Raw genomic sequence first — 26,914 nt, forward strand, 5'->3', positions numbered from 1 at the left:
CGGCACTTATGGCACTGTTCGGTCTCGGTTTTCGTGGGTGGTCGCTTGGCGGAACCTCTGGCACGGCTCTCGCTGCGGGGAGGCCCGACATCGGGTAGCGACCTACACAACGTCGGGCCTTCCTCGCGAGAGCCGCACCGGAGAACCCGCGGCGGTGCCGATTGCGGGAGTGGTGGGGGCTCGGCCTGCGAGGGTGGTCGGGGTTCGGCGCTGCGTCGTAGCGGCGCGGCGATTTCGCGGGAAATCGACGCCGACCCCTGGGGAGCGCCGAGCCACGCACGGGGCGCGAGCGTGGCCCCACGGCACACGGCGGCACTCACGCGGAGTGCGCCGTGTTCCCACTCGTGAGTGGTGGTTGTGTTCGGCTGAACAGTTCGTTTCGTATCGTTGAGTCGGTATAGTGTTCCGTCGGTTACAGCAAAACTCCACGCGCGCGCGGCGCGGCTGCTAACGTCCGGCGGGAAAACGAGACGATCAAGGGGATATCGACGAGCGGAAGTGGTCGGTGGTGCTGCCTCGATCACTTGAATGGGGAACGCGAAGCATGCCTGCTGACGTCGGAGCGAGTGTGTCTGCCGACAGCATCGAAGCTCTGGGGGAGTCGTGACGAGTCCGCGGGAACCGATGCCCGGGTCGATGGAACGGCACGAGGCTCGGCCGGGGTTTCCGCGGTCGGAGCAGCCGCCTGCCTCCGCACCCTCGGCTACCCCCGCCACCGGGACGACGCCGCCGGAGGGATCGCGCGGTACGAACTCGGCCGCTGAACCGGTGCGGCCCGATTTCGCGCAGCCGAACGACCCCGACCGCGCGCACGAGCACCGATCCGCGGTGCCCGGTTCGGCGTCCGGGGCGGCCGGGTCCGCGGCTCGGTTCGACCTGCGCGCGGAATTCGCCACTGCCGCTGCCCAGTCCGACCCGCTCGCGCTGTACAGCCGCCTCGACCGACTGCTGGAGCGTTTCGAGCACGAACGGTCCCGCTCCCCGCGGCGGCCCAGGGGCCGGGTCGAGCAGACCGAGAACGCGGGCGCCGCCATCTCGGGGGAGCTCGACGGGGCGGGAGCGGTGGCACCGGCACGCGTCGAACCCGTCTCGGGATCGCTACCACTGCCGCACGCGGTCAACAACGGTGAACAGCGACGCCACGCCGCTCCCGAGATGCCACCACATCAGGGGAAATCCGAGTCCGCCAACGGCACGTTCAGCGGCGCCATACCGCTTCCCACCGAGCAGCGTCGTGATGTCGAGCAGCACGCCGCACCGGAAGCGGGGGGCGAACCGGAGCCCGAATCATCCGATGCCGTGCGGCTCGCGGCGGAACGTCCTGCCGCGGCAGCCGCCGCACCGACTCACCGGGACGAATCCGCGCCACGGGACGGTGACTCCGCCGAGGAGCGGGAACAATCGCGGGGAAGGCACGCCGGGATGACCGGCTCGCTGGAAGCCGGGGAGCCCACGGCTTCCCCCGCCCCGGAGCAGGGACCCGCGCGGTTCGAACGCGAGGACGAAAACCCCACCCTGCCGCTGGGCAGTGCGGCGGACATCCTCGGCCTACCGTCGGAGCAGTCCGCCTCCGACGAGTCCGCGGTCGAGAACGGTACGGACGGCTCCGACGAAATCGCGGAGTCCGGGCGGCACGCTCCCGTCGTGGCACAGGAGCAGCCGGCCGCTCGGTCCGGCCCTGTTGTCGAATCCGGCCCCACCATCGAACCCGGGCCCACGGCGGCGATGCCGCCGTCCCATCCGCCGCGTGAGCACGGGGGCCAGCCCGCGCCGCGGACCGGTCCCGCCAGCGGGCCGTTACCCGCGCCGCCCCCTCCCGGCGCACCCCCTCCCGCTCCACTGCCTCCCGGATCGCGGCCACCCGTCGAGCCGCCGCGCCGGGGGAATGCTCCGCACGGGGGCCAGGCCCCGGTACGGCCACCGGCGAATCCTGCCAGCGGGCCGTTCCCAGTGCCGCAACCTCCACGGCAGCCGATGCCTCCCACCCCTCCGCCGGGGCAGCCTGCTCCGGCACAGCCCGCACAGCCCGCGCGGCCACCCCAACCACCCCCTGGCAACGGGAACACCGGACCTTCGAGCGCTCCGTTCCCCGCTCCCGCGGCGGCACCGTCCGTTCCGGAGGGCGCCCCCGCGACACCCTCGCGCCCATCTCCGCGGCAGTCCCAATCGCAGCAGCCCCAATCGCGGCAGCCCCCACCGCGACCGCTCGCGGCCGTTCCGGAGGACCGGGACGTCCGCAATCGGCCGTCGGAGCCCTCGGCCGCTCCGACGCCCCAACCGCCCAGGTACGAACCGCGCCCCGACGGAGGATTCGGCCCCATGGGCTCCGGTGGTTGGTCCGGATCCGGAAACTCCAACTACACCGCCAAGGGCAAGTTCCAGCAGGATCCTGCCGAGCAGGGTGGCGAGGAGCGTCCCAGGACGAACGAGCTGCGCAGCGGGCAGGGCTACAACCGGGACGACGACGAGGAACAACCGAGGTTCCTGGTGCAGGCGGACGATCTCCACGGCACCGACTTCGGGTCCGACCGGCTGGTGGCACCACCGGTAATCGGAGAGGGGCCGCCCGGCTACCCGGGCTTTTGATACCGGAATTCTCCGGTTGTCCTGCCGTGAGTTCTCCCTCGGTGGAACCTCTCGTACGGCTCTCGCCGCGAGAGGTTCCACCGAGCGCGTACCCCGCAAACCGAGACGACAAAGTCATACTAGGAACCCCGAATGGTCGACACGATCACTCTTTCGCTGCCCGCGCTGGACGTGCTTGGCGAGCACCTGCGGCTCGATGTGCGGCGCTATCCGTTCGAGATTCCCGACATCGCCGACTCGCGGGCGGAGCGGGAGGACGTGGTCCGGCGGGTCTGGAGTGAGTTGGAGACCGCGGGGTTGGCCGTGGACGGTCGGCCCGAGCCGGAAGTGGCCGACGCCCTCTACCTGATGTCCAGTTCCGAGACCTCGATCGCGGCCGCCGGGTTGCTCGACGTCCGAAACGGCCAACGGATGGCGGCGCGAGCCGTGGCCACCGGGGAGGTGGGGGTCGCGGGCGTGATCACCGCTCGCGGGCTCCAGCTCGACTTCATGGCGCCGGAAACGCTGCCCGAGGTATGCGCGCGGCTGCTTCCCCCCGCTCGTCCCGGACCGGGACGGGAAACCAGTGTGTCGCTGCGGCTGCTGCGCGACGCGGAACACCGTTCCGCCGAGGGGGTGTCGGGCGCTGCGGACTCACCTTCCGAGGTGGAGGAGATCACGAGGCTGCACAAGTACCGTCTCGGTCACTTCGTGGTGGCGGGCACCGGCGGGGACGGCAATCGATTCCGCATGCCCACGTTGACGTGGTTCGACACCGATCGCGGTCGCTACACCATGTGCTACGGGCGTTCGGAGGAGGACGAGACGCTCGTCTGCGCACCCGCCGACCAGCGGGGTATCGCCGCACGGCTCGGGGAGCAACTGCGTTCGGTCCGGGGAAGTTGAGACGTCGAGCACGGGTGTAAGGCACCACACGTCGATCGATGTGTGCGTGCGGCGGCGCGGGTAAGGCAGGCTTAAGTCGTGGACAGTGACAGCACCGGGCGCGGTACGGAAGCGAGCGGGACCGAGCGCGACTCGTTGCTGCGGCTGCTGGGAGGTCGGGCCAGTGCGCTCGACGCGAGCCTGCCACCGGTGGCCTTCGGGCTGGGGTGGGTGCTCAGCGGTGAGTCCGTAGCCGCCGCCGGGATCTCCGCCGTCGCGGTGGGAGTCGTGATCGGTGTCTGGCGACTCCTGAGCGGTGCGCGTCCGCTGGCTGTGCTGTTCAGCCTGCTCGCCGTGCTGGTGGGGTCGATCATCGCGCTGCGCACCGGGCAGGCGATCGATTTCTACCTCGTTCGGCTGGCTTCCAACGCGGCCAGCGGACTGGCCTGGATGATCAGTATCGCGGTGCGCTGGCCACTGCTCGGGCTGGTGGTGGGCACGCTGCTGGGGCAGCGCACGCGGTGGCGGCGCGATCCCGATCTGCTGCGTGCCTACAGCAGGGCCAGCTGGGTCTGGGTCGGACAGTACGTCACGCGGCTGGTGGTGTTCATTCCGCTCTGGATGATCAACGCCGTGGTGCCGTTGAGCATCGCCCAGGTGGTACTGACCTGGCCGTTGGTGGTGCTCTGCGTCGTGGCCAGCTGGTGGGTGCTGCGGCGTACGCTTCCGCCGGACCACCCCGGTATCCGGCACGCCCGCGGCCCGGAGGACGTGGTGCGCCGGATCTCCGGTCGCTAGACCTCCGCTGGCTGGAACTCCGCCCGCTGGAACTCCGCCCGCTGGAACTCCGATGGTGCGGGGCCGAGCCGCGACCGTTCCTCTCGCGCGAGGACGGTGAAACCGCTCGCGGATCGCTCCCGGTCAGCGGTAATCGCCGGTCAGCGGGTTTCCGGCCCCAACAACCTGCCGTGCAGCCACCGCGCGTGCTCGTCGTCGACCAGCGATTCGGCCGCCAACCACGCCGCTCCGGCGGCGCCGGGGCCCGCCTTGGCCAGCGGCGCGGCGCTCCGGGCGCGCAGTTCCCGTCGCACGGCCTCGTCGAGCGTTCCCTCGCCGGAGAGCAGGCTCCCGGCCAGCACGATCGGTGACTCGTCGGGCTCCTTCCGCACCGACAGCGCGTCGGCGGCCAGCAACCGCGCCCCCTTCGCCAGGATCTCCGCGGCTTTGCCGCCTCCTTCCGAGGCCGAGGCGGTGACCAGCGGCGCCAGCTCGGCCAACCGTGTCGGCGGGCCGTTGCCGAGCAGCGCGACGAGCCTGCGCACCAGCACCGGATCGGGGTCGGCCGCCGTCGCCGTTCCCGGAAGCAGCTCACCGAGCACCGAGGCCACCAGCGGGTCGTGCCGCTCCTCGCCGTGGTCGAGCGCACGCAGTGTCGTGCTCACGGCCTCGCGCCCGAGCCAGAACGCCGATCCCTCGTCGCCGAGCAGCCAGCCGTAACCACCCATCGTGCGTTCCAGGCGGTGCCGCTCGATCCGAGCCGTGATCGAACCCGTTCCCGCGATCAGCACGGTGCCGTCGGGTTCGGCGGTGCCCGCCGCGAACGCGACCTCGCTGTCGCTGACGGTCCGCACCGCACAGCTCAGACCCAAGGTGCGCCAGGCCTGCTCGAACAGCCCGGAGACGACCGGGTCGGTGAGCTTGCTGATCCCGGCCATCCCCAGCACCGCCGCGCTCACGCGTTCCGGAACCGTGTCCGACAGCGCGGTCCGGGCGGCACGTGCGACCTGTTCGACGGCCCGCTCGGGGGGATGGGTGTTGGGGTTGCCGCCACCCGCGTGCCCGGTTCCGAGCGTTCGTCCGCTCGTGTCGGTGAGCAACGCACGACTGGAAGTGCCACCCACGTCGAGCCCGAGCAGCAGCGGACCGGCCGCGTCGTCGATATCGGTCAACTCTGTTCCCCTCCGAACCCGGTGCTCCCCGCGCTGCGCTGATCGGAGTAGCCTGACGGTGCCCGTCTCACCCCCGCCCCCTCGGTGAGGCGGGCTTTTCGGTGTTCGAGGTGGTACCGCCGGGTGATCGGCTCCGGTGCGGGTACGCGAGGTCGTGTTGTGCGGCCACGAATCCGCGATGTGGTGATCCTGGCTCGGCGAGGTGGATTCCGCCACGTCCCGCTCCGGTGTGTCACCGGGTGCGGGTCACCTTGTTCAGCCCGCGCGGGCTGTCCGGGTCGGCTCCCCGCTCCAGCGCCAGTGCCAGGGCCAGCCGCTGCACCGGCAGCACCTCCAGCAGCGGGGCCAGTTCCTCGGGAGTCTCCGGCAGACCGATGCTGTGGGCGCAGGGCATGCCCGCCGCGGCCGAACCGATCGCGCAGATGTCGGCTCCCCGCTCGTGCACCGTGCTCAGCACCTCGTTCATGGCCGTCCCGCCCTTCCCGGCGCTGCACAGCGCCAGCACAGCGGTCTCGGAGTCCACGGCCGCGACCGGGCCGTGCAGCAGGTCCGCTCCGCTGTAGGCCCGTGCCGAGAGGTAGCTGGTCTCGGCGAGCTTGAGCGCCGCCTCGGCCGCTGTCGCCGAGGAGTAGCCCCGCCCGGTGGTCAGCATCCGGTCGGCGAAGCGGTAGCGCCGTACCGCCTCGTCCAGCTCGTCCGAGGGCTCCAGGGCGCGCCGGGCCAGCTCGGGCAGCTCGCTGGCTCGTTCCGCCTTCCCACCGCGTATCGCGTCGATCAGCAGGTACAGCGTGAGCAGCGTAGCGCTGTAGGTCTTCGTGGCGGCCACGGCCCGCTCGGTACCCGCGCGGATGTCCGCCGAGAGCTCGGCGGCGTGGTTCAGGGCGGAGTCCGGGTTGTTGGTCACCGCCACGGTGGTGGCGCCGTCGCGACGCGCGGCCTGGGTGACTTCCAGCATGTCGGGGGAGCCGCCGCTCTGGCTGACCGAGATCAGCAGTACTTCGCTCAGATCGGGCCGGGCGTCGTAGAGCGTGGTGGTCGACGGGGAGACCAGTCCCGCGGGCAGCTGCAGCAGCACCTCGACCAGGTACTTGGCGTACAGCGCCGCGTGGTCGCTGGAGCCGCGTGCGGCCAGCAGCGCGAAGCGGGGTTTGCGTTCCGCTATGCGCCGGGCGACCTCGGCCAGCTCGGGGCGGTTGCCGAGCAGGCCGTCGAACACCGCGGGCTGTTCGGCGATCTCGGCGCTCATGTGCCTGCCGGGATGCTGAGTCCGCTCGTCGGCCCCGGCTCCGGGGTCCTCGCTCATGTCGTGGTCCGTTCGTGGTCGTGCGAGAATTTCGGTCTAGACCAATGCTACCGATAGCTCCGGCGGGCCGACAGCCCCGCTTGTCCACCGAACTCGCGGGCCGCACGACGGGTTGTGACCCCGGGCATATCGACAAGGGGGCGGCGGGATGCGATTCCTACTGTGCCGTGAAACTCCGGCATGCTGGAATCGGTAGTGCTGATCGCCCCGTTCGCAGGCGCGACGGTAGGAGGAAACATGCTCGAAGCGTCGGTGCCCGGCGGGGCCGACATGCCGACCAAGAACCAACGCGAGCCCAAGTACTGGGGGTTGAAGCAGCATCTGCTGGACATGCTTCGCTCCATGCCGGCTGGGTCCTCGATACCGACCGAGCGGGCGCTGGCCGCCGAGTTCGACGTCTCCCGCACCACGGTCCGGCAGGCGCTGGCCGAACTGACGGTGGAGGGGAGGCTGCTGCGCGTCCAGGGCAAGGGCACGTTCGCCGCGCAACCCAAGGTGGCCCAGCGGTTGCAGCTGAGCAGCTACACCGAGGACATGCGTGCCCAGGGCAGGCAGCCCGATTCCCGGCTGTTGGAGATGAACGAGGAGCCCGCCGAGCGGGAGCTGGCCCATCTGCTCGGCATCGGTTCCGGCAGTCCGGTGCTGCGGATGCGCAGGCTGCGGTTGGCCGACGACGAGGCGATGGCCATCGAGACCACCCATCTGCCGCTGAGCCGCTTCAAGGGGCTGACCCAGCTCGTGGAAGCGGGGGCTTCGCTGTACCAGGTGCTGCGTGAGCGGTACGGCATCTCCTTCGCCAGCGCCGAGGAGACCATCGAGACCGCGCTGGCCAGCCCGGAGGAGGCGGAACTGCTCGGTGCCGACGTGGGGCTGCCGATGCTGCTGCTGTCCCGGCACTCCTTCCACCAGGACGGCACCCCGGTGGAGTGGGTGCGTTCGATCTACCGGGGAGACCGCTACAAGTTCGTCGCCAGCCTCAATCCGCCAATGAACTGAGCAGCGCGGCGCGGTCGATGTTCCCGCCGCTGACCACCGCCACCGTGGGGGTCGTCCCCGACTCCCACGTGCGGTGGCGGTGCGCGGCCGTGGTCACCGCCCCGCTGGGCTCCGCGACCAGTCGGCAGCTCTCGGCGAGGAATCCCACCGCTTCGCCGATCTCGTCCTCGGAGACCGTGCGGATGTCGTCGACCAGCTCGCGGATGTGGGCGAAGGTGAACTCGGAGGGCTGCGCGGTCAGCCCGTCGGCCCGGGTGCTGGTGCGCGCCGCCACCGACCAGTGGCGGCGCTCGCCCGCGTAAAAGCTCTCCCTGGTGTCCGCGGCCAGCTCCGGTTCCACCCCCACCAGCCGCACGCGGGCGCGGCAACCAGCCAGCCCGGCGGCGACCCCCGAGATCAAACCGCCGCCGCTGACCGGCACCAGCACCGTCACCTCGGACAGCCCGAGCGCGTCGATGTCCTCGGCGATCTCCAGCCCCACCGTCGCCTGCCCCGCGACCACGGTCGCGTCGTCGAACGGCGGGATCAGCCGTGCGCCGCGCCGCTCGGCGATCTCACCGGCACGCGACTCCCGTTCCGAGACCTCCACCGGCACGATCTCGGCACCCAGCGCACGCGCCGCGGCGACCTTCGCCGCCGGGGCGGTGTGCGGCACCACCACGGTCGCCGGTATCCCGAACACCTTCCCGGCGTGGGCCACGGCACGCGCGTGGTTCCCGCTGGAGTAGGCGACTATCCCCCTGGCGCGGGTGCGTTCGTCCAACACGGCCGTGGCGTGCAGCGCACCCCTGATCTTGAAGGCCCCGGTCGGTTGCAGGCTCTCCGGCTTGAGCAGCAGCGGAGCGTTCCGGTCGGCGTCGGGTGCCGGAAGCAGCGGTGTACGCACCGGGCCCCGGGGCCCCAGCTGTCCCAGGATCTCCCGCGCGGCACGCGCGTCCTCGTTCGTGACCAACGACATGCGGAAATCCTTGCCGATCCGGTGAGCCGTCCCGCTTCCGGGGTCGACCGCGGGGTGCCCCGGCCGCGCGGCATCGTGGTGCACCCGATGCTTCCGGCTCCGGAGATCCTTCGGTGCTCGCGAGCACCGGTGTTACACCGAGTGGGAGTACTCACTAGCGGGGCTCTCCCGGGAGCAGCACGCCGAGATCGTCCGTTGGACGTGCGAGGCGACGACTGCGTGGGAGAGAGATGAGCCAACAGCGGGATCCGGACATCCAGGGGGAGGAGGAGTCCGACAAGGCCGAGCCCAAGCGCTCGACGAAACCGTTCGACAAGCTCGGTGTTTCGCCCGCCCAGGTGACCGGTACCGGGCTCGCCGCAGCCACGGCCGCGGTGCTCGGTGGTCAGCTCGGGATAGCCGGAACGGTTTCCGGTGCGGCGCTGACCAGTGTGGTGATCACGCTCGGCGGGGCGGTGTACCAGCGTTCGCTGGAATCGACCAGGGAGAAGGCGGCCAATGCCGCTTTGAAGCGAGCCGCCAGGCGCAGGGCGGTGCGAACCGGGAACGCGGCGGGGTGGGTGGACCCGCACGCGCCCACCGAGCCGATGCGACAACGACCGACCACGGGGACGGCGAACACGGGGATCGGCAGTGCCGGAACGGGCACCGCGAGTGGTTCCCCGACGGTCGAGCGGCCCGACGCGGAAGTCACCAGACGGCTGGTGGCGCCGGACGCAACCAGGCGGATACGTCCCGCCGGGTACGGCGACTCGTCGGACGAACCGACAAGCGTCATCGGCGGCGCCGCTAGTGGCGGCGCAGCCGCGAACGGGAGGAACGCGGCGAACGGGGAGACCAGCCCGAGCGGCGACGAATCCTCCGTCCGGCGTGGACGGCGTCGTTTCAACTGGCGCGTGGTGGCCCTGACCAGTGGACTCGCGTTCGTGCTGTGCATGGTGCTGATCACCGGTTACGAGAGCATCACCGGTGACTCGGTCTCCGGCGATTCCGGTGGGACCACCGTGGGGAACATGTTCCGGCAGGGCGATGCCGGTACGCGGTCCGATCCGTCCGAGGGGCAGGAGCCGGTGCCCGCCTCCGAGTCGAGTTCGACCCCCGAACCCTCCGAATCCTCCGAGCCCTCCGGCACGAGTACCGCATCGAGTGAGACCTCCGCTCCGGAGGAGTCCGGTGAGCAGCGGCCCGGCAGCACCACGGATTCGACGTCCCCCACCGAGTCCGAGACCCCGGAGACGTCGGAGACCGGCTCGGCCGAACCCACACCGAGCGCGCGCCTCCGACAGACCGGTCACCCCTCGGCACCCGGCGAGTGATTGATCCGGTTGGTTCGTTTCGTCCGTTATTTCGATCACGCGAAGTGGCGGCGAAAACACACCGTGAGTTATTCCGCTGATACCTCTCCGATATCGCGGCGAGATCTGCTAGGTTGCGCAGCAATGCTGGCGCGGTGATCGCCCAACGCCGCTCACGCGATCGTGGAAATTTTCCCGCTTTCGAGGGAGGCCGTCAGTGAAGTTAGGGATCGCCTGTCGTCTCGTGGGGACCCTGTTGTTGGCGACGGCCACCGTCGCGACCGCGGCACCTGCCGCCTCGGCAGCCGACAACACGAACACCGCTGAACCGGACGGGGCCGCTTCGCTGCTCAAGGCGATGCAGCGCGACCTCGGTCTCAGCGCACGCGAGTCCCGGCTGCGGTTGTACCGGGAGACGATAGCCGAGCAGGTCCGCCACACGCTGCGGCGCACGCTGGGGAACTCCTACGGCGGCGCGCACTACGACGCCGCGAGCGGGCGGCTGGTGGTCGGCGTGACCGACCGCTCCCGGCTGGCCGACGCCCGCGCCGCCGGTGCACGGGCCGAGCTGGTCCAGTACAGCTCCCGGTACCTCGAAGGCATCGCCGAGCGGCTGGACGGATCGCTGCGCGGCGCCCCGGCCGCGGTGACCGGGCACTACGTGGACACCACGGACAACTCGGTGGTGCTCACCGCCGAACGGGGCAGCGCGCCGCGGGTGCGGGAGTTCCTCCGCTCCACCGGGGTGCCCACCGAGGCGGTACGAATCACCGAGACCCCGGGCGAGCCGCGACTCTACGCCGACGTGATCGGCGGCAACCCCTACTACACGGGTGGTGACACCCGTTGCTCGATCGGCTTCGCCGTCCGGGGTGGATTCCTCAGCGCGGGGCACTGCGCCGCCACCGGGGACGGCACCAGCAACCCGGCGGGGACGGTGGCGGGCTCCTCCTTCCCCGGTGACGACTTCTCCTTCGTCCGCAGCTCGGCACCCGGTAAACCGCTGGTCAACGACTACGGCGGTGGCACCGTCAACATCGCGGGTTCCACGGAGGCGCCGGTGGGAGCCTCGGTGTGCCGTTCCGGCTCCACGACCGGCTGGCACTGCGGCACCATCGTCGGCAAGCACCAGAGCGTGCGCTACCCCGAGGGGATCGTCGAAGGACTCACCCGTACCGACGTCTGCGCCGAGCCCGGCGACTCCGGTGGTTCGTTCGTCTCCGGGCGGCAGGCGCAGGGAATCACCTCCGGTGGTTGGGGCAACTGCACCTCCGGCGGGACCACCTTCTTCCAGCCGGTCAACGAGGCACTGGGCCGCTACGGCGTCTCTCTCCTGACCGGCTGATTCCCGTGTGACCGCTCGGCTTGCTCGGCGGTGCGGGTGGCGGAACCTCCGGCACGGCTCTCGCCCAGCGGCGCGGCGATTTCGCGAGAAATCGACGCTGTTCTAGCCGCGCGGCCGCGACCACGATTCGGTGCCTGGAGCGCCGGAGAGGGACAACAGCACCACCGAGAAGGCAGGACGGCACGGAGTTCCGGCGGGCACCGGCTCGGTGCCCGCCCCACGGACGGTGTTCGGTCCCGCCGACGTGCGAGCGGCGGGAACGACTCCGGGCGGCGGCCCCCGGCCCCCTCCCAGCGGGGGCCGCCGTCACCACGGAGCGCACCGTCGATTCCTCGCGAAATCGCCGCCCCACCGTTCCGAGAGGGTTGGTGGTCCGTAGGGGACGGGGTCGATTTCTCGCGAAATCGTCGGGCAGTGCCGCCGATCGCCGGGACGTACGGCCACACGGGAAGTGGTGTCGTTCCGCTTCGGCTCGCGGTCACCCGATCCGGTCGTCCACCGTGCTTCGCGGCCGTACTGGGCTCACCAGCGGTCAGCCCACCAGGCGGGAGCGCAGTTGCGCGGCGGCCTCCCTGGGGTTCTCCGCCTCGGTGATCGCGCGGACCACCACCACGCGCTCGGCGCCGGCCGCCATGACCTCGTCCAGGTTCTCCGGCCCGATGCCGCCGATCGCGAACCACGGCCTGCCGTGTCCGTGGTGCTCGGCGGCGTGGCTCACCAGGTCGATCCCCGCTGCCTCGCGGCCCGGCTTCGTGGGGGTGGTCCACACCGGGCCGGTGCAGAAGTAGTCCACCCCGCGCTCGGTGGCCGCCGAGTCGGCCTGCACCACGTCGTGCGTGGAACGCCCGATGATCATCTGATCGCCGACGATGCCACGGGCGGTGTCCACCGGTAGGTCGTCCTGTCCCAGGTGCAGCACGTCCGCGTCGACGGCCAGCGCGATGTCCGCGCGGTCGTTGACAGCCAGCAGCGCGTCGTGCCGAACGCAGGAGTCGGCGAGCACCCGCAACGCCGCCAGCTCCTCGCGGGCCTCCAGCGGAGCGCCGGACTCGTCCTTGTCACGCAGCTGGATGATGTCCACCCCGCCCGCCAGCGCCTCGTCCACGAACTCGGCGAGGTCACCGCGTTCCCGGCGCGCGTCGGTGCACAAGTACAGCCGCGCCTGAGCCAGCCGGGCGCGCATTCCGTAGCCGTCCATTCCGGGCATGCGTCCAGGGTAGGCCACGCGCCGGTAGGTGGCGCCAGTCACATCCCGCTGTGGCTCCGGTGGAAACATCCGGTCGACGTGACCAGCGGCTCGTCGAGCACTACCTGACGCGGACGGAGTTCATCACCTAAGCTGTGCGGTGGGTACCCGCGGGAGTCCGACCGAACGGACTGAGAGGGGGCTGAAGCCCCGACCGCCGAACCTGATCCGGATCATGCCGGCGCAGGGAGCGAGCATTGACCGACGAACGACATCACGACATCGCCCTGGTCGGGGGCGGTGTGATCGGGCTGTCCTGCGCGTGGCGGTTGGCCACGCTGGGCTGCCGGGTACGGCTGGTCGACCCGGAACCGGCGAGCGGTGCCTCGCACGTCGCGGGCGGGATGCTGGCGCCGCTGGCCGAGACCTGGTTCGGCGAGGAGGAGCTGCTCGAACTGGGAACGGCCTCGTTGCGACGCTGGCCGGACTTCGCCGCCGAACTGTCCCGCGCCGCCGACGCACCCTCCGGACTCGGTGAGCGGGGGACGCTCGTGGTGGGGGCCGACAGCGCCGACCGCGAGCAGCTGCACGAGATCGCCGAACACCTGGCCAAGCTGGGCCGGACGGTCACCAGGCACTCCGGCAGGGCGCTGCGCAGGATGGAACCCTCGCTGGCACCCGCCGTGCAGGGCGGGCTGGAAGTGCCGGGCGACCTCTCGGTCGACAACCGCACCACGCTCGCCGCGCTGCGCGAGGCCGCCCGGCGGGCCGGGGTGGAGTTCCACACCGAGTCGGCCCGCCGCGTCCGGCCCGGCGTGGTGGAACTCGCCGATTCCGAGTTGCGCTGCGACGCGGTGGTGATCGCGGCGGGCAGCGGCTCCGGGCAGCTGCACGACGGCCTGGCCGAGCTGGTCCGCCCCGTCAAGGGCGAGATCCTGCGGCTCAGTCGCAGGAGCACCGCGCTGCCGCCCCCGGCACACACCATCCGGGGACCGGTGCACGGCAGGCCGGTTTACCTGGTGCCGCGTCCGGACGGCCTGGTCGTGGGTGCCACGCAGTACGAGAACGGATTCGACACGCGGGTCACCGTGGGCGGGGTGCGTGACCTGATCGGCGACGCCGAGCGGCTGGTGGCCGGACTCGGCGAGTACGAACTGGCCGAGTCCACGGCGGGGTTGCGTCCCGGCACGCCGGACAACTTGCCGCTGATCGGTTGGCTGGAATCCGGGGTGCTCGTCGCCACCGGGCACCACCGCAACGGATTCCTGCACGCACCGATCACCGCCGAGGCGGTCACCGCGCTGCTGCGGGGCGGCCACGTGCCTGCCGAGACCGAACCCGCCGATCCAATGCGAAGTGGAGTTCGACGATGAACGTCACGATCAACGGAGAGCGCTACGAGTTCGAGCGGGGCGCGACCCTCGCCGACGCGCTGGAACGTTTCCGCAGCCCGTCCCGCGGGGTGGCGGTGGCGCTGGACGGCGCCGTGGTTCCCCGGGACCGCTGGCGGGAGACCGAACTCGGCACGGCCGCGACGGTGGAGATCGTTACCGCCGTGCAAGGAGGATGATCATGGACGATCCGCTGGTCATAGCCGGACACGAATTCGGTTCGCGGCTGATTACCGGAACCGGGGGTGCGGCCAGCCTGACCGCGCTGGAGCAGGCGCTGATCGCCTCCGGCACGGAGCTGACCACCGTGGCGATGCGCCGTGCCGACACGGGTGGGGGCACCGGGGTGTTCGACCTGCTGCGGCGGCTCGGCATAGCTCCGCTGCCCAACACCGCCGGTTGCCGCAGCGCGGCCGAGGCGGTGCTCACCGCGCAGCTGGCACGCGAGGCACTGGGCACGAACTGGATCAAGCTGGAAGTCGTGATCGACGAGGACACGCTGCTGCCCGATCCGGTGGAGCTGACCGACGCAGCCGAGCAGCTGATCGACCAGGGCTTCGTGGTGCTCGCCTACACCAACGACGACCCCGCGCTCGCCACGCGATTGGAACAGCTCGGCTGCGCGGCGGTGATGCCACTGGGCTCGCCGATCGGGACGGGGCTGGGCATCCGCAATCCGCACAACATCGAGATGATCTGCTCCCGAGCTTCGGTGCCGATCGTGCTCGACGCCGGGATCGGCACCGCCTCCGACGCCGCGTTCGCCATGGAGTTGGGCTGTGACGCGGTGCTGCTGGCCTCGGCCGTCACCCGCGCACACGATCCGGAACGGATGGCCGCCGCGATGCGCTCCGGCGTGGAGGCTGGACGACTGGCCGTGCAGGCGGGCCGGATTCCGCGCCGCTACTGGGCCGAGGCGTCCAGCCCCGGCAGGCCGATGGGGTGAGGAAGGTGGGAGTCTCCCGAATCCCACTCGGTTCACTCAGGCTCGGCCCGCGGCAGGCGGATGGGGATCTCGTCGAACGGCGAAACGCCCTCCGAGCAACGCTCCGAGCACCAGACCGATGAGCGGCGTCAGTACGACTGCCACGGCCCAGAGCGGATTCGGCAACATGTCGGTGAGGCTTACCTTCAGTCCCAGCAGCTGTTCAAGAGCCCCACGTAGCAGCAGCGCGCCACCGAACCCGACCGCGCTGCCGAGGACACCGGTGAGCAGTCCGGTCCGTATCACTTCGCCGAACAGGCGGCTGTGGATGCTGGAACGGGCGTTGGACAGGCCGATGAGCACAGCGACGGCGAGTACGACGAGGATACCGACCTGATATCCGGGTTCGGCCGCTCCGAGCACACCCGGCAGGTTGCGCACCCGATCGGCAACCGGTGACGCGGAGAATCCCATCCGCTGTAGCCTTTCCACCACAGCGGACACGTACTGTTCCTCAGCCACCGAGACCACCGCCGACGTCGCTCCCGTGGTGGATCGGTATCGCTCAGGAGTCATCCCCGCCTTGGCCGCTGCCAGCATGGCTGCCGTCTCCGGGGCGGCATAGGCGGCATCGGGACCGTCCAGCTGCCAGTCGGGGTCGTAGGTGGCCACCACCTCGAAAGTCGTTTGCTCGGGTGTTCCCGAGCGCTCGCCGGTTGCCCGCGTGTAGGCGGCGGGTAGCTTCCCTCCCACGTATCGGTTGAAATCGACCCCGGAGCCGCGTGAGGGAAGTACCAGCTGACCCGGTTCGAGTGGTTGCGGTATTTCACCTCGAACGATGGAGGGGCGTGCCGCGGGCCACCAGGAGTGCGTGGTGAGGTCGAAGGTGGGGACGTCGGGATCGGAGTTTCCGGTGTAGATGGACGATATGTGGTCGGGAACTATCTTGGCGACGTGCTCCAGCCCTCGCGCTTCGTCGAGGTTATCGGTGTTGAGCTCACGAACGGAGTGACCGGTTTCGACCGAGGAGAGTTCGATCCGAGTCGATCCGCCGGAGCTGAGTACCTCACGCTCGATGGCCGAACGAGCTCCCGAGCTCACGCTCGCCGACGCGCCGAACAGTACGGTCAACATCGCCAGCAGAACCAGCGTGCTCCGTGACGAGGAGTTCGACCGTTGCCGGTCCGGCCCTGACCACCGCCACATCCGATTTCCCCCTGTCCGAAGTGGTCATCCCGGAATCGTGAAAGATTTTACCGCTTTCGATCCTATTTTCCGCCACGATCGGAGACCACTTCGGTGCATTGAGTGAGAAGCCAGGGGCCTTCTCCGCGACGCCGGACTCAACGGATCCGCAGCCGTTCCGGGCGCACGAACGAGATGGTGTAGCTCTTCCACGGGTCGTTGTAGCCGAACGTCTCGTCGATCGCGGCTCTGGCGTGCAGCGCGTTCTCCAGCAGGGAACCGGCCAGCAGCTCGGTGGCGGGTGCCTGCCCGGACGGGATGTCGGGTATCCGCGCCGTGGTGTTGCCGCCCAGCAGGTCGTCGACCGCGCTCAGCGCCGGTACCGCCAGCGCCCGTTCGGAGTCGGGTCGGAACGCCAGCGTCGCCAGGTCCTGCCGCAGCGCGTCCAGCGCCACCGCCGCGTCCCTGCTGCTGCGCTCGGCTTCCTCCTCAACCGTGTCGGAACCGTCCAGTTTGGCCGGTAGGCCGAGCAGGTCCTGGGTGCGGCGCAGCGCGAGCACGTGCGCGGCCCGCAGCGGTGCCTTCAGCTCGGCACCGCGCCCGACCGCGCGGACACTGCGCAGCAGTTCCGAGACCGACCACACGGTGGCGCGCACCGTCCCCCGCACGTCCGGCACCAGGCTTCCCGGCAGCACCAGGTAGCTCACGAATCCCACGCTGAGCGCGACCGCGGCACCGATCGCGGTGTTGGCGGCGAAGCTGATCGTCGCGTTGACCAGCGAACGCTCGTCCAACTCCACGATCCGGGCGAGCACGGTGATGGCGATCAGCGCCCCCAGCAGCACGCGGTAGTCGTTGCGCAGCCGTTCCACCCGCAACAGCATCGCCGCTATGAACACGGGTATCAGCAGCGTCGCGTAGGGCACCAGCACGATCACCACGGCCAGCACTATCACCCCGAGCACCGCCCCGCCGGTGCGTTCCAGCGCACCGTTCATGCTGTCCCGCGCGGCCGGTTGCAGCACCACGTACAGGCTCAGCAGCAGCGTGGAGGCGGAGGGGTCCCGCAGCAGCAGCACGATCACCATGCCCACCGTGACCGCCAGGGTGCAGCGCAGCGCGTGCTGGAACAGCGAGGACCGCAGCGACAGATGGGCCCGCATCGCCCCCACGGCCTGCTGCCGCCTGCCACCGCGCTCCGCCGGGGTGGCCGCCGCGTGGTCCCGTTGCAGCACCGCGCGGCGCACCCGGTCGAATCCCTCGTTGATGCCGCGCACCGCGTCCGGCACCTGCCGGTTGGCCGCACCTTCCAGCACCTCGGGACGTGTGCGGGCCAGACCGTTCAAACCGGTGCACACCCGCGAGCGAACGGCCACCGCCAGCTCGGCCGCGATCTCGTCGGCCCGCGCCGCGATGCGGTACAGCCATTCCCGCTGCTCGCCGTGCGACTGCTGCGCCTGCGCCAGCAGTACCTCGCGAGCGGCCCGGAACCGGGCGGCGCCGGCCAGCACCTGGCCCAGCCAGCCGACCCTGCCGTCGGCGCGCCAGGAGTCGGCCGCGCTCTCGACCACGCCCGGCCCGGGGGTGGTCAGCGTGCGCGCCACGGTCGCCCGGATCGTCCTGCTCGGATCGGTCAGCCCCACCAGCACCCGCAGCAGCAGCGCCAGCAGCGCGCCGAGCACGGCGGCGGTGGCCAGCATCCAGGCCGGTTCTCCCGCGCCGATCCCGGTCGTGGTGGACAGCAGCGTCGCGGCGGCGAAGGTCTGCCCGAAGGTGCGGTAGCGCTCTCCCAGCGCGGGCAGCATGCCCGCGCCGAACACCACGGCGGCCACCAGCGCCCCCGCGAGCACCGGCGCGTTCGTCAGCAGCGGACCGACGGCCAGCACCACCGTGATGGCGGGCGCGAATCTCGCGAACATCCGCAGGTCGGCGCGCAGCGAGTGCCCGCCGGAGGAGATCAGGGTGAGCACCGCCGTCATTCCCGCGATGATCAGCGGTTCTCCGATGTCGGACAGTCGGCCGACGAGGGTCGCCGCCACCACGGCGAGCAGCACTGCCGTGGTGTACTGCCGCTGTCGTGGGTCTGGCGCGCCCGCTTCGGTGGACAGCTCTGCCCGTAGTCGTTTCAGCACCGGATTCGCCCCACGCTTCCCCTGGTGTGTGCTCGTACTGACGTATCGACGGCGATGCCGACGATCGGCTGTTACCAGGGCAGGGGTCCCCGAACCACTCTGCCGTGGTAATTCAGTCCCTCGTCGGATACGTCGACACACCCCACGATCAGGGTTACCGAGCAGCGAGCGAAATCACTCGTTAGTAGGGCTTTTCGGCGATTTCTCGCGAAATCGCCGCGCCCGGAATCGCCGGGGCCGGGTGGCGATCACTGGATCGAGCGACTGCTGATCCGCCAGAACGTCGAGACCGGGCCGACGCCGTTGCCCAGCGGGTAGGCGTGCCGCACCGAGCGGCTGACGAACCGCTTGCCCAGCCGGACCGCGCGCTCCATCGGCGCGCCGCGCGCCAGCGCGGCGGTGATCGCGGACGCGAAGGCGTCACCCGCGCCGTGAGTGTGCACCGTGGAGTACCGGGGGCCGGGCAGGGTGACGGCCTCGTGCCCGTCGAACAGCAGGTCCACGCACTCCGGGTCCTCGGGCAGGTGCCCGCTCTTGATCAGCACGTACTCGGGGCCGAAGTCGTGCACCGCCTTGGCCGCGTCCCAGAGCTGGTCCCGGTCGCGCACCTCGATACCGGTCAGCAGCCGCACCTCGTCGAGGTTCGGAGTCACCAGGGTTGCCCGGGGGAACGCCTCGTCGCGCAGCGCCGCCAGCGCGTCGGCCCGCAGCAGCGGTTCGCCGTTGCGCGAGGCGGCCACCGGATCGAGCACCAGCGGGGTGCGGCCGTCCCGGCCGATGCCCTGCCGGTCGCAGGCCGCCAGCACCGCCTCGATGCATGCCGCCGAGGGCAGCACCCCGGTCTTGGCGGCGTGTACACCGATGTCGGAGGCGACCGACTCGACCTGGGCCGCCACCGTCTCCGGCGGGATCTCGACCATGTCGGAGACTCCGAGCGTGTTCTGCACGGTCACCGCCGTCACCGCGGTCATGCCGTGCACGCCGCAGGAGAAGAAGGTGCGCAGGTCGGCGTGCATTCCCGCGCTGCCTCCCGAGTCCGACCCCGCGATCGTCAGGGCCGTGGGCGGGGCCGTGTCGTTGGCGGGCCGGATTCCGGTGCCCGTGGGTGTGGAGTCCATCGAACTCATCGTAGAAGTTCCCGTGCTGTGAGTGGGCCGGGTGGATGGGTCGGCTCGGTTACCGCACGGTGTATCCCAGCGGCACCCGCGTTGTGTAGCTGCGGATGAAGGAATCGGAGCGACTCGTCCGGCAAACTTCGCGAGTGGGAAAAGGGGGTCCGACAGTCACCTCGTGCGTGTTCGTCGGTTCGATGCGCCAGTATCGGATCCATGCGCACCACACTTCGGTTGGATGACGATGTTCACGTCGCGCTCAAGGAGCGTGCCCGTCGCGAGGGCCGCTCTACCGGGCAGACCCTGTCCGAACTCGCCCGCCAGGCGTTGCACGCCTCCGGTGACCTCCGGCCGAGGAGCGTCCCCGACCGAGGATTCAGTCCGTTGCCACGCCGAGGGGCTGTCGTGTCGAACGCCCTCGTGGATCAACTCCGGGAGGAAGAATCGCTATGAGTACGGCATCATTCCTACACATCCGGCGTGATGCCGTTCCGGAAACGCCCGGAGCGGGCCGGTACTCGCCCGCTTGAACCGTCCGGGATGTTCCCGAGACGTCGGAACAACCCGAACGGTTTCACGTGGGACGGTGCGGGGATTACTCGGCCATCGGGAGATAGACCTCCCCGCCGGAGGCGGCGAACTCCTCGGACTTCTCCCGCATACCGGCGTCGATCGCCTCCACGCTGTCCAGGCCGTGCTTCGCGGCGTAGTCGCGCACGTCCTGCGTGATCTTCATCGAGCAGAACTTCGGCCCGCACATGGAGCAGAAGTGCGCCGTCTTCGCGGGCTCGGCGGGCAGCGTCTCGTCGTGGTAGGCACGCGCGGTGTCGGGGTCCAGCGAGAGGTTGAACTGGTCGTTCCAGCGGAACTCGAAGCGCGCCTTGGACAGCTCGTCGTCGCGTTCCTGCGCACGGGGGTGCCCCTTGGCGAGGTCGGCCGAGTGCGCCGCGATCTTGTACGCGATCACGCCGGTCTTGACGTCGTCCCGGTTCGGCAGTCCCAGGTGCTCCTTCGGGGTGACGTAGCACAGCATCGCGGTGCCCGCCCTGCCGATCTCGGCCGCGCCGATCGCCGAGGTGATGTGGTCGTACGCCGGAGCGATGTCGGTGGCCAGCGGCCCGAGCGTGTAGAACGGGGCCTCGCCGCACAGCTCCTCCTCGCGGCGGACGTTCTCCTCGATCTTGTGCATCGGCACGTGTCCCGGCCCCTCGATCATCACCTGCACGCCGTGCTCCCGCGCGATGTGGGTGAGTTCGCCGAGGGTCTCCAGCTCGGCGAACTGGGCGCGGTCGTTGGCGTCGGCGATCGAACCGGGACGCAGCCCGTCGCCCAGCGAGAACGTGACGTCGTAGGAGCGCAGGATCTCGCACAGCTCGGAGAACCGCTCGTACAGGAAGCTCTCCCTGTGGTGCGCCAGGCACCAGGCGGCCATGATCGAGCCCCCGCGCGAGACGATGCCGGTCACACGTCGGGCCGTCATCGGGACGTAGCGCAGCAGCACCCCGGCGTGCACCGTCATGTAGTCCACGCCCTGCTCGCACTGCTCGATCACGGTGTCGCGGTAGATCTCCCAGGTCAGCTTGGCCGGATCGCTGTCGACCTTCTCCATCGCCTGGTAGATCGGGACGGTGCCGATCGGCACCGGTGAGTTGCGCAGGATGGCTTCCCTGGTCTCGTGGATGCGGCTGCCGGTCGACAGGTCCATGATCGTGTCGGCGCCCCAGCGGCTCGCCCAGACCATCTTCTCCACCTCCTCCTCGACCGAGGAGGTGACCGCCGAGTTGCCGATGTTTGCGTTGACCTTCACCAGGAAGTTCTTCCCGATGATCATCGGCTCGGTCTCCGGGTGGCAGCGGTTCGCCGGGATCACCGCGCGCCCGGCGGCGACCTCCGAGCGCACGAATTCGGGGGAGAGGTCCTCGCGCGCCGCGATGTACTCCATCTCGCGGGTGACGGCACCCTGCCGCGCGGACTCCAGCTGGGTGCGGTGCTCCCGCCCGTCCGTCCAACCGCGACGCAGCGGGTGGATGCCCTCGTGCACGTCGATCCCGGCGTTGTCGTCGGTGTAGGGCCCGGAGGTGTCGTAAACGTCGAGGTGCTCGCCGTTGCTCAGCTCGATCCGGCGCGCCGGCACGCGCAGCCCCGACTCGGTGCTGTGGTGGATCTTGTGCGAACCCCGGATCGCTCCGGTGGTGATGCTCGGTGTGGCCGTTCCGTTCGACGTGGACTCGTTCGGATACACGTCGGCCATGGCCGTTCCTCCCTACGCCGGTATTACCCGGTCAGGTTCATGCGGTCGGCGACCCCGGAGATCCGCTCCAGTCGCCCTCTCAGCCCGCTTCCGGTGCGAGCTCCCGCGGTTTCTGTTGTCGGCGGCAGACACTAGCCATCCTCGGCCCGGCGCGCAATGCGTGTCGTTGCCCCGGCCGGGTGGTTCCCTAGTCGGTAAGCTGTTGACCAGTCGCGGGTCCGAGGTTCCTGCCGGGAGGATACGATGCGTCACGAATCCGACACAGGAGGTGAGCGCGCTGTGCACGCCGCGCCGGCATACTCGCCCCCGGCCTCGACGGGGCTGTTCGAGGTCTGGCGGGAACTGGATGTGCCCGAGGGGTGGCGCGCGGAGATCATCGAGGAAAGGATCGTGCTGACACCGCCGCCCGGGCACGAACACAACCTGGTCGCGGACAGACTACACCGGCTGTTCGTGCGCAACGTGCCGGATCACTGGGCGATCTTTCAGACCGCCGGTGTATCGGTGGCGCCGCGCGTCGGTCTCTTTGTGCCGGATCTGCTGGTGATACCGCGCGACCGGGTTCCGAGCGACGCGGAAGCCGCTCCTGTGCCCGCCGCGCTCGCGCTGCTGGCCGTCGAGATCACTTCCCCCAGCAATCCCGAGACCGACCGAACCACCAAGCTTCGGGCGTACGCCGGTGCGGAAGTGCCGCTCTACCTGCTCGTCGACCGCTACGACTCCAGGGAACCGACTGTGTCGCTGTACTCCGATCCCGCGTCCGGGCACTACCGACACCTGGTTCAGGTCCCGTTCGGCGACGGGATCGAGTTGCCCGAGCCGTTCGGTTTCCGCCTGGAAACCACGCGGTTCTGAGCCACCTGCTCGCTACCGGGCGTCGCCGGAGCGGAGAGCCCACGAGAGGTTCCGCCAACCGAGCACGGCGGAAATCCGAGCAGACGGAGGCCCGTTATTCGGCGAACGGGTCCGCGTCGGTGGCCGGGTGCCACGAGTTGCCAGGTTCGGTCCAGCCGTTGCGCTTGAGCATCTTCTTGGCGGCGCGCGCGTGCCTTCCGGTCAGCCTGCTCAGGTACAGGTAACCGTCGAGGTGGTCGGTCTCGTGCTGGAAGCACCTGGCCAGGTGGCCGTGTCCCTCCAGCTTCACGGCTGAGCCGTCGCCGTCGAAGCCGGTGACCTTCGCGTAGTCCGCCCGACCGGTGGGGAACGACTCGCCGGGAACCGACAGACAGCCCTCCCAGTCGTCGTCCGGATCGGGCATGGTCACCGGTATCTCGGAGGTCTCCAGCCGCGGGTTGACCACCACACCCCGATGGTTCACGCCCTCGTCGTCCGGGCAGTCGTAGACGAACAGCCGGAGGTCCACCCCGATCTGGTTGGCCGCCAGCCCCACCCCGTTGGCCGCGTTCATGGTCTCGAACATGTCGTCGATCAGGGTGCGCAGCTCGTCGTCGAAGGCATCGACCTCGCGTGTCGCGGTGTGCAGTACCGGATCGCCCGCGATGCGGATGGGGTGGACAGTCATGCGCGAAAGCCTATCCGGCCGGGCGTGTTCCGAGTGAGGCGGCGGAACGCCGAGAGCGATCGTTGCCGAGCCTTCCGGCTCTGCCGGGGGATGACTCACCGTGTCGGGATGATTCGGCGCACGGGATTCACAGTCGTTGTGATCCTGATACATCACCCTTACGTGTGATGACCCCCGGCACTGATCAAGACATGGTGTAATACGAGGGTGGGGATCACGCTTCCGTGATTCACCATGTGCGGAGAGCCGATCGTGAGGCGAGGTGCGAGATGGACGCCGCCCAGATGTTGACCGCACACGAGATCGCGCGGCAGTGCGAGCTGCTGGCGCGGGTGGCGGAGCGGCCCGATTCACAACCGGAGGAGTCCCGCAGATACGGGCACTTACGTGCGGTGGAGCCGATCACCCAACCCCTCGAGCGAGTACCGGAACAACCCGGTGGGCCGGCCGAGGAAACCGAGTCCGAAGAGGACTCCTCCGGCACCGAGCTGACCGACCGCGAGCGTGAACTGCTGGCCTTCGAACGTCAGTGGTGGAAAGCGGTGGACAGCAAGGAGCGTGCTGTCCGGGAGCTGTTCGCTCTCGAACCCCACGAGTACTATCGGTTGATCGCGAAACTGCTCGACAAACCGGCGGCGATGCGAGCCGAACCGATGCTGATCAAACGACTGCGCAGGCAGCGCGCGGATGGCATGCTCGGCACGAGCACCGCGCGTCCAGCACCCGAACGGGAGTAACCGAATGCCCTCCGGAGAGTTCGCAACCGGGCGTTCCGCCGCCCGAATCGGCGGTTTCGCGTTGCTGGGAGTCGGCGTGCTCGCCCTGTTCTTCGGAGTGGCCACCGCGCTCACCGGTGATCGCGAGCCCTCGGCCGATCCCACCGGTACGGCGCCTCCGCCACCGGCTTCGACGAGCGGCGGTCCGACGAGTACCTCCGCCAAAGCCCCGGGAACCTCCGCGCCGAACACCTCGGCGTCCTCGGAGCCGTCCGAGTCGTCGAACTCACGTTCCTCGGAGACCGACCGGGGGTCGTCTTCCGCGACCGCTCCCGGGACCACATCGGAGAGCCGGAACGGGGATGATGGCGGCCAGGGTGACGGCGACTCGGGCGAAGGGGACTCCCGGGAACGGATCTCGCTGCGGGTCTACAACAACAGCAAGATCGAGAACCTCGCGCACCGCGCGGCAGGCGACCTCAGGGGCGCGGGATTCCGAGTGGTCGAGGTGGACAACTACGCGGGCGGCAGGATCCCGGTCACCACCGTCTACTACCGGCCGGACACCGAGGAACGCGCGCAGGCGCGCACCGTGGCGCGGCGGCTGGACGCCAGGGTCGAGCCGAGGTTCAACGGCATCACCGACGCCAGTCCCGGCGTGATCGTCATCGTCACCAAGAACTACGACGGCCTCGGCTGAGGTACGGCCCCAGCGCCGAGCTCCCACCACCCTCGCGATCGAGTTGCCCTTTCTACCGAAAGGACTCGAAGGCGGCGAGCTGTGCCTGACTGAGTGAGGGGCGTACCCGTTCGCGCGCCGAGGCCAGCTGCGCGGCCGACACCTCGGCCGCGTGCAGCGACTCGCGCAGCGCGGCCAACGCGGCTTCCCTGATCAGCGAAGCGCAGTCGGCCGCCGAGTAGCCCTCCAACGACTCGGCGAGGCTCGTCAGATCCACGTCGGCCGCGAACGGGGTGTTGGCGCCCGCCGTGCGCAGAATCTCCGCTCGCGCCGCCGCGTCGGGCGGTGGAACCCCCACGGAACGTTCCAGCCTGCCGGGGCGAAGCAGTGCCGGATCGACCAGCTCGGGCCGGTTCGTGGCGCCGATGACCACGACGTCGCGCATCGGCTCCACCCCGTCCAGCTCGGTGAGCAGCGCTGCCACCACCCGGTCGGTCACCCCGGAGTCCGAGGACTGTCCCCGCACCGGTGCGAGTGCGTCGATCTCGTCCAGGAAAACCAGGGTCGGCGCGGCGTCCGCCGCGCGCGCGAAGAGGTCGCGCACCGCGCGTTCCGACTCGCCGACCCACTTGTCCAGCAGTTCCGCTCCCTTGACCGCGACCGTGTTGAGCCTGCCCGTTCCGGCGAGGGCACGCACCAGGAAGGTCTTGCCGCAACCGGGTGGTCCGTGGAGCAGCACTCCGCGCGCCGGTCGGATGCCCAGCCTCGCGAACGAGTCCGGGTACCGCAGCGGCCAGAGCACGGTCTCGTGCAGCGCCTGTTTCACCTCGGACATGTCGCCCACGTCGTCCAGCCCGATCTCGCCGGTGCGCAACGTGTCCGTGGTGGACATCGAGATGGGGCGGACGGACGACAGTGCCTGCTCGAAGTCCTCGGGCCGCACTCCCGGTGCGCCGCCCTCCGGCTCGGCACGGTGCCGCAGCGCGGCCTGCACGGCCGCCTCCCTGGTCAGCGCTCCCAGATCGGCCGCGACGAAGCCGGGGGTCCGTTCGGCCAGCTCGCCCAGGTCCACCGCGGGATCCAGCGGGGTGTCCCGCAGCAGCACCCGCAACAGCTCGGTGCGGGTCGCCTCGTCGGCCAACCCGACGGTCAGCTCCCGGTCCAGCAGCTCCGCCCCGCGCAGCCGAGGATCGACGTGTCGCGAATCGGAACTGGTGGCCACGATCGCCAACCCGTCCACGGCGGCAGCGGCACGCAGCTCGTCGAGCACCACCGTGGAAAGCGGCGGGGGAGAGGTCGCGGGCAGCAAACCGTCCACGTCGGTGAGCAGCAGTACACAACCGTTGTCCTCGGCCGCCGCCGCGCGTGCCCGACCGAGTGCGTCGCGGACCCGCTGCGCCGCCGTGGCCGCCTCCAGCGCTCCGGTGCCGGGACCCCCGAGTTCGATCAGGCGTGCTCCCACCGCGGCGGTCACCGAGCGCACCAGGGTGGCCTTGCCCGCACCGGGAGGACCGTCCAGCAGCACGCCCAGCTTGGCCGGAGCGCCGAGACGTGCCAGCAGCTCGGGCTGTTCGAACGACAGCCGCAGCCATTCCTCCAGGCGTTTCGCCGCCTGCCGGCCGGCAACCAGGTCCGAGACCGGCAGCGGACGGGGAGATTCGCCTTCCGCCTCGTCCTCACCCGCCCGGCTGGTTCGGGAGTCCTCCCTCCCGGCGCCGGTCGGGATCGTGCCGGGTGCTTCCCGGTCGGTACCGGTCGAGGTCGCCAGTGGGGAGTCGTGCTGCCAGGACACCATCGTCGCCGGGTGCACGGTCACGGCGCCCGCCGGGTCGGTGGCGGATACGGTCACCAGCTCGTTGGTCCAGGTGACCCCGATCGTGGCCGAGAGGGTGCTGCGCACTCTGCTCGTCGTCACGGACGGGGTTCCGGACAGGTCCTGCGGGAGCAGCGACACGGTGTCCCCGGCGAGCAGCACCTTGCCCGTCAGCGCCTGACGCAGTGTTTCCGGGAGTACCGAGGCGGTCGCCAGCCGCGAACCCGACACGGTCAGCGAACGCGCGGTACGCACCTCTTCCGGGGTCACCACCAGCCGGTCACCCTCCCGCGCCCCCGCGTTGGTGAGGGTGATGTCGTCGACCAGCACCACACCGGTGGACTCCCGTACCGGCGCGGTCGCGGCCAGCGCCACCGTGTCCCGCGCGCCGGAGACCCGCACCGCGTCCAGTCCCCGTATCCCCAGTGCGTCCAGTACTTCCGGGTGCAGCCGCAGTACACCGCGCCGGTGGTCGGTGGCCGAGGTGGACAACCGGGCTCGTAGCGAGAGGGAAGAACTCACCCCACGACAGTAATGGTGTTGCGTCGGCTCGGCTGCCGTAGCCGGTCGGGTGGCGGAACCTCTCGTGCGGCTCTCGCTGCGTTGCCGGGTCGGTTGCTCTGACGCGGTGGTCGGGTAGCCGTCACGTGAGTCGGCGCCTTGCCGCGTTGGGCCGCTCTTGAGTAGCGACCTACGCGGCGAGCGG

23 protein-coding genes and 1 riboswitch are annotated in these 26,914 nt (G+C 70.2%); of the genes, 13 read left to right on the top strand and 10 right to left on the bottom strand.

What is annotated here, in order from left to right:
- The first annotated feature begins 828 nt into the window (after positions 1–828).
- The 3 genes from BM394_RS03990 (at position 829) to BM394_RS04000 (ending at position 4,248) form a co-directional block, all read left to right on the top strand.
- Positions 829–2,586 (top strand): hypothetical protein, encoded by a 1,758-nt coding sequence (locus BM394_RS03990; RefSeq protein ID WP_175529953.1) that lies wholly within the window; start codon positions 829–831, stop codon positions 2,584–2,586.
- A gap of 132 nt (positions 2,587–2,718) precedes the next feature.
- Positions 2,719–3,471 carry an ESX secretion-associated protein EspG gene (locus BM394_RS03995; protein ID WP_092974022.1) on the top strand — a complete coding sequence of 251 codons (753 nt, stop codon included), beginning with the start codon at positions 2,719–2,721 and terminating at the stop codon, positions 3,469–3,471.
- A 78-nt stretch (positions 3,472–3,549) separates the two neighbouring features.
- Entirely contained in the window at positions 3,550–4,248 is a 699-nt protein-coding gene (locus BM394_RS04000; RefSeq protein WP_217643344.1) for a DUF3159 domain-containing protein, read from the top strand.
- A 140-nt stretch (positions 4,249–4,388) separates the two neighbouring features.
- Here the strand turns inward: BM394_RS04000 and BM394_RS04005 are convergent, their stop codons facing one another.
- Both BM394_RS04005 and BM394_RS04010 read right to left on the bottom strand, forming a co-directional pair.
- Positions 4,389–5,399 carry an N-acetylglucosamine kinase gene (locus BM394_RS04005; protein ID WP_245779955.1) on the bottom strand — a complete coding sequence of 337 codons (1,011 nt, stop codon included), beginning with the start codon at positions 5,397–5,399 and terminating at the stop codon, positions 4,389–4,391.
- A gap of 232 nt (positions 5,400–5,631) precedes the next feature.
- Complete coding sequence (locus tag BM394_RS04010; protein WP_092974025.1) at positions 5,632–6,702, bottom strand: SIS domain-containing protein; 1,071 nt, start codon at positions 6,700–6,702, stop codon at positions 5,632–5,634.
- A 237-nt stretch (positions 6,703–6,939) separates the two neighbouring features.
- Between BM394_RS04010 and BM394_RS04015 the strand changes: the two genes are divergently transcribed.
- Entirely contained in the window at positions 6,940–7,698 is a 759-nt protein-coding gene (locus BM394_RS04015) for a GntR family transcriptional regulator (RefSeq protein WP_092927799.1), read from the top strand.
- On the opposite strand, the gene BM394_RS04020 is transcribed toward BM394_RS04015, so the two are convergent.
- Positions 7,679–8,656 (bottom strand): threonine/serine dehydratase family protein, encoded by a 978-nt coding sequence (locus tag BM394_RS04020; RefSeq protein WP_092974989.1) that lies wholly within the window; start codon positions 8,654–8,656, stop codon positions 7,679–7,681. The two genes, BM394_RS04015 and BM394_RS04020, sit on opposite strands and share 20 nt — an antisense overlap.
- Before the next feature lie 230 nt (positions 8,657–8,886).
- On the opposite strand from BM394_RS04020, the gene BM394_RS04025 reads away from it, so the two are divergent.
- Positions 8,887–9,972 (top strand): hypothetical protein, encoded by a 1,086-nt coding sequence (locus BM394_RS04025; protein ID WP_092974028.1) that lies wholly within the window; start codon positions 8,887–8,889, stop codon positions 9,970–9,972.
- A 196-nt stretch (positions 9,973–10,168) separates the two neighbouring features.
- Positions 10,169–11,296: a S1 family peptidase gene (locus tag BM394_RS04030; RefSeq protein ID WP_092974031.1), complete on the top strand. Its 1,128-nt coding sequence runs from the start codon at positions 10,169–10,171 to the stop codon at positions 11,294–11,296.
- A gap of 532 nt (positions 11,297–11,828) precedes the next feature.
- Here BM394_RS04030 and thiE read toward each other — a convergent pair.
- On the bottom strand, positions 11,829–12,503 hold the full coding sequence (gene thiE / locus BM394_RS04035) for a thiamine phosphate synthase (protein WP_092927798.1): 675 nt from the start codon (positions 12,501–12,503) through the stop codon (positions 11,829–11,831).
- A 139-nt stretch (positions 12,504–12,642) separates the two neighbouring features.
- Positions 12,643–12,749: riboswitch (TPP riboswitch) on the top strand.
- Here thiE and thiO point away from each other — a divergent pair.
- The 3 genes from thiO (at position 12,740) to thiG (ending at position 14,819) form a co-directional block, all read left to right on the top strand.
- Positions 12,740–13,855 carry a glycine oxidase ThiO gene (gene thiO / locus BM394_RS04040; protein WP_092974034.1) on the top strand — a complete coding sequence of 372 codons (1,116 nt, stop codon included), beginning with the start codon at positions 12,740–12,742 and terminating at the stop codon, positions 13,853–13,855. It overlaps the preceding riboswitch by 10 nt.
- Positions 13,852–14,052: a sulfur carrier protein ThiS gene (gene thiS, locus BM394_RS04045; protein WP_092629009.1), complete on the top strand. Its 201-nt coding sequence runs from the start codon at positions 13,852–13,854 to the stop codon at positions 14,050–14,052. The genes thiO and thiS overlap by 4 nt, the downstream gene beginning before the upstream one ends.
- A 2-nt stretch (positions 14,053–14,054) precedes the next feature.
- A complete protein-coding gene (gene thiG / locus BM394_RS04050) occupies positions 14,055–14,819 on the top strand; it encodes a thiazole synthase (protein ID WP_092974037.1) in 765 nt (254 codons plus the stop codon).
- 36 nt (positions 14,820–14,855) lie between these two features.
- Here thiG and BM394_RS04055 read toward each other — a convergent pair whose 3' ends face one another.
- From BM394_RS04055 to thiD, 3 genes are all read right to left on the bottom strand, one after another.
- Positions 14,856–16,004, bottom strand: a complete 1,149-nt coding sequence (locus tag BM394_RS04055) for an ABC transporter permease family protein (RefSeq protein WP_092974040.1) — start codon at positions 16,002–16,004, stop codon at positions 14,856–14,858.
- 137 nt (positions 16,005–16,141) lie between these two features.
- On the bottom strand, positions 16,142–18,115 hold the full coding sequence (locus BM394_RS04060) for an FUSC family protein (protein ID WP_092974043.1): 1,974 nt from the start codon (positions 18,113–18,115) through the stop codon (positions 16,142–16,144).
- Between the two features lie 248 nt (positions 18,116–18,363).
- Positions 18,364–19,242: a bifunctional hydroxymethylpyrimidine kinase/phosphomethylpyrimidine kinase gene (gene thiD / locus BM394_RS04065; RefSeq protein ID WP_092974047.1), complete on the bottom strand. Its 879-nt coding sequence runs from the start codon at positions 19,240–19,242 to the stop codon at positions 18,364–18,366.
- A 201-nt stretch (positions 19,243–19,443) separates the two neighbouring features.
- Here thiD and BM394_RS04070 point away from each other — a divergent pair, with 201 nt between their 5' ends.
- On the top strand, positions 19,444–19,680 hold the full coding sequence (locus BM394_RS04070; protein WP_092974050.1) for a ribbon-helix-helix domain-containing protein: 237 nt from the start codon (positions 19,444–19,446) through the stop codon (positions 19,678–19,680).
- Positions 19,681–19,822: 142 nt separating this feature from the next.
- Here the strand turns inward: BM394_RS04070 and thiC are convergent, their stop codons facing one another.
- Positions 19,823–21,478: a phosphomethylpyrimidine synthase ThiC gene (gene thiC / locus BM394_RS04075; RefSeq protein ID WP_092974053.1), complete on the bottom strand. Its 1,656-nt coding sequence runs from the start codon at positions 21,476–21,478 to the stop codon at positions 19,823–19,825.
- Between the two features lie 243 nt (positions 21,479–21,721).
- Between thiC and BM394_RS04080 the strand changes: the two genes are divergently transcribed.
- A complete protein-coding gene (locus tag BM394_RS04080; RefSeq protein WP_092974056.1) occupies positions 21,722–22,333 on the top strand; it encodes a Uma2 family endonuclease in 612 nt (203 codons plus the stop codon).
- 94 nt (positions 22,334–22,427) lie between these two features.
- Here BM394_RS04080 and BM394_RS04085 read toward each other — a convergent pair whose 3' ends face one another.
- Positions 22,428–23,000, bottom strand: a complete 573-nt coding sequence (locus BM394_RS04085) for a peptide deformylase (protein WP_092974059.1) — start codon at positions 22,998–23,000, stop codon at positions 22,428–22,430.
- Between the two features lie 269 nt (positions 23,001–23,269).
- On the opposite strand from BM394_RS04085, the gene BM394_RS04090 reads away from it, so the two are divergent.
- Both BM394_RS04090 and BM394_RS04095 read left to right on the top strand, forming a co-directional pair.
- A complete protein-coding gene (locus BM394_RS04090) occupies positions 23,270–23,737 on the top strand; it encodes a DUF3263 domain-containing protein (protein WP_092974062.1) in 468 nt (155 codons plus the stop codon).
- A gap of 4 nt (positions 23,738–23,741) precedes the next feature.
- Positions 23,742–24,416, top strand: a complete 675-nt coding sequence (locus tag BM394_RS04095; protein WP_092974065.1) for a LytR C-terminal domain-containing protein — start codon at positions 23,742–23,744, stop codon at positions 24,414–24,416.
- Positions 24,417–24,468: 52 nt separating this feature from the next.
- Here BM394_RS04095 and BM394_RS04100 read toward each other — a convergent pair whose 3' ends face one another.
- The gene (locus tag BM394_RS04100) at positions 24,469–26,730 is read right to left on the bottom strand and encodes an AAA family ATPase (RefSeq protein ID WP_092974068.1); all 2,262 of its coding nucleotides are present in this window, start codon (positions 26,728–26,730) and stop codon (positions 24,469–24,471) included.
- Positions 26,731–26,914 lie beyond the last annotated feature (184 nt).

Origin of the sequence: Actinopolyspora lacussalsi subsp. righensis (assembly GCF_900116555.1) — a bacterium.
In the GTDB taxonomy this organism is placed as follows: Bacteria; Actinomycetota; Actinomycetes; order Mycobacteriales; family Pseudonocardiaceae; genus Actinopolyspora; species Actinopolyspora lacussalsi.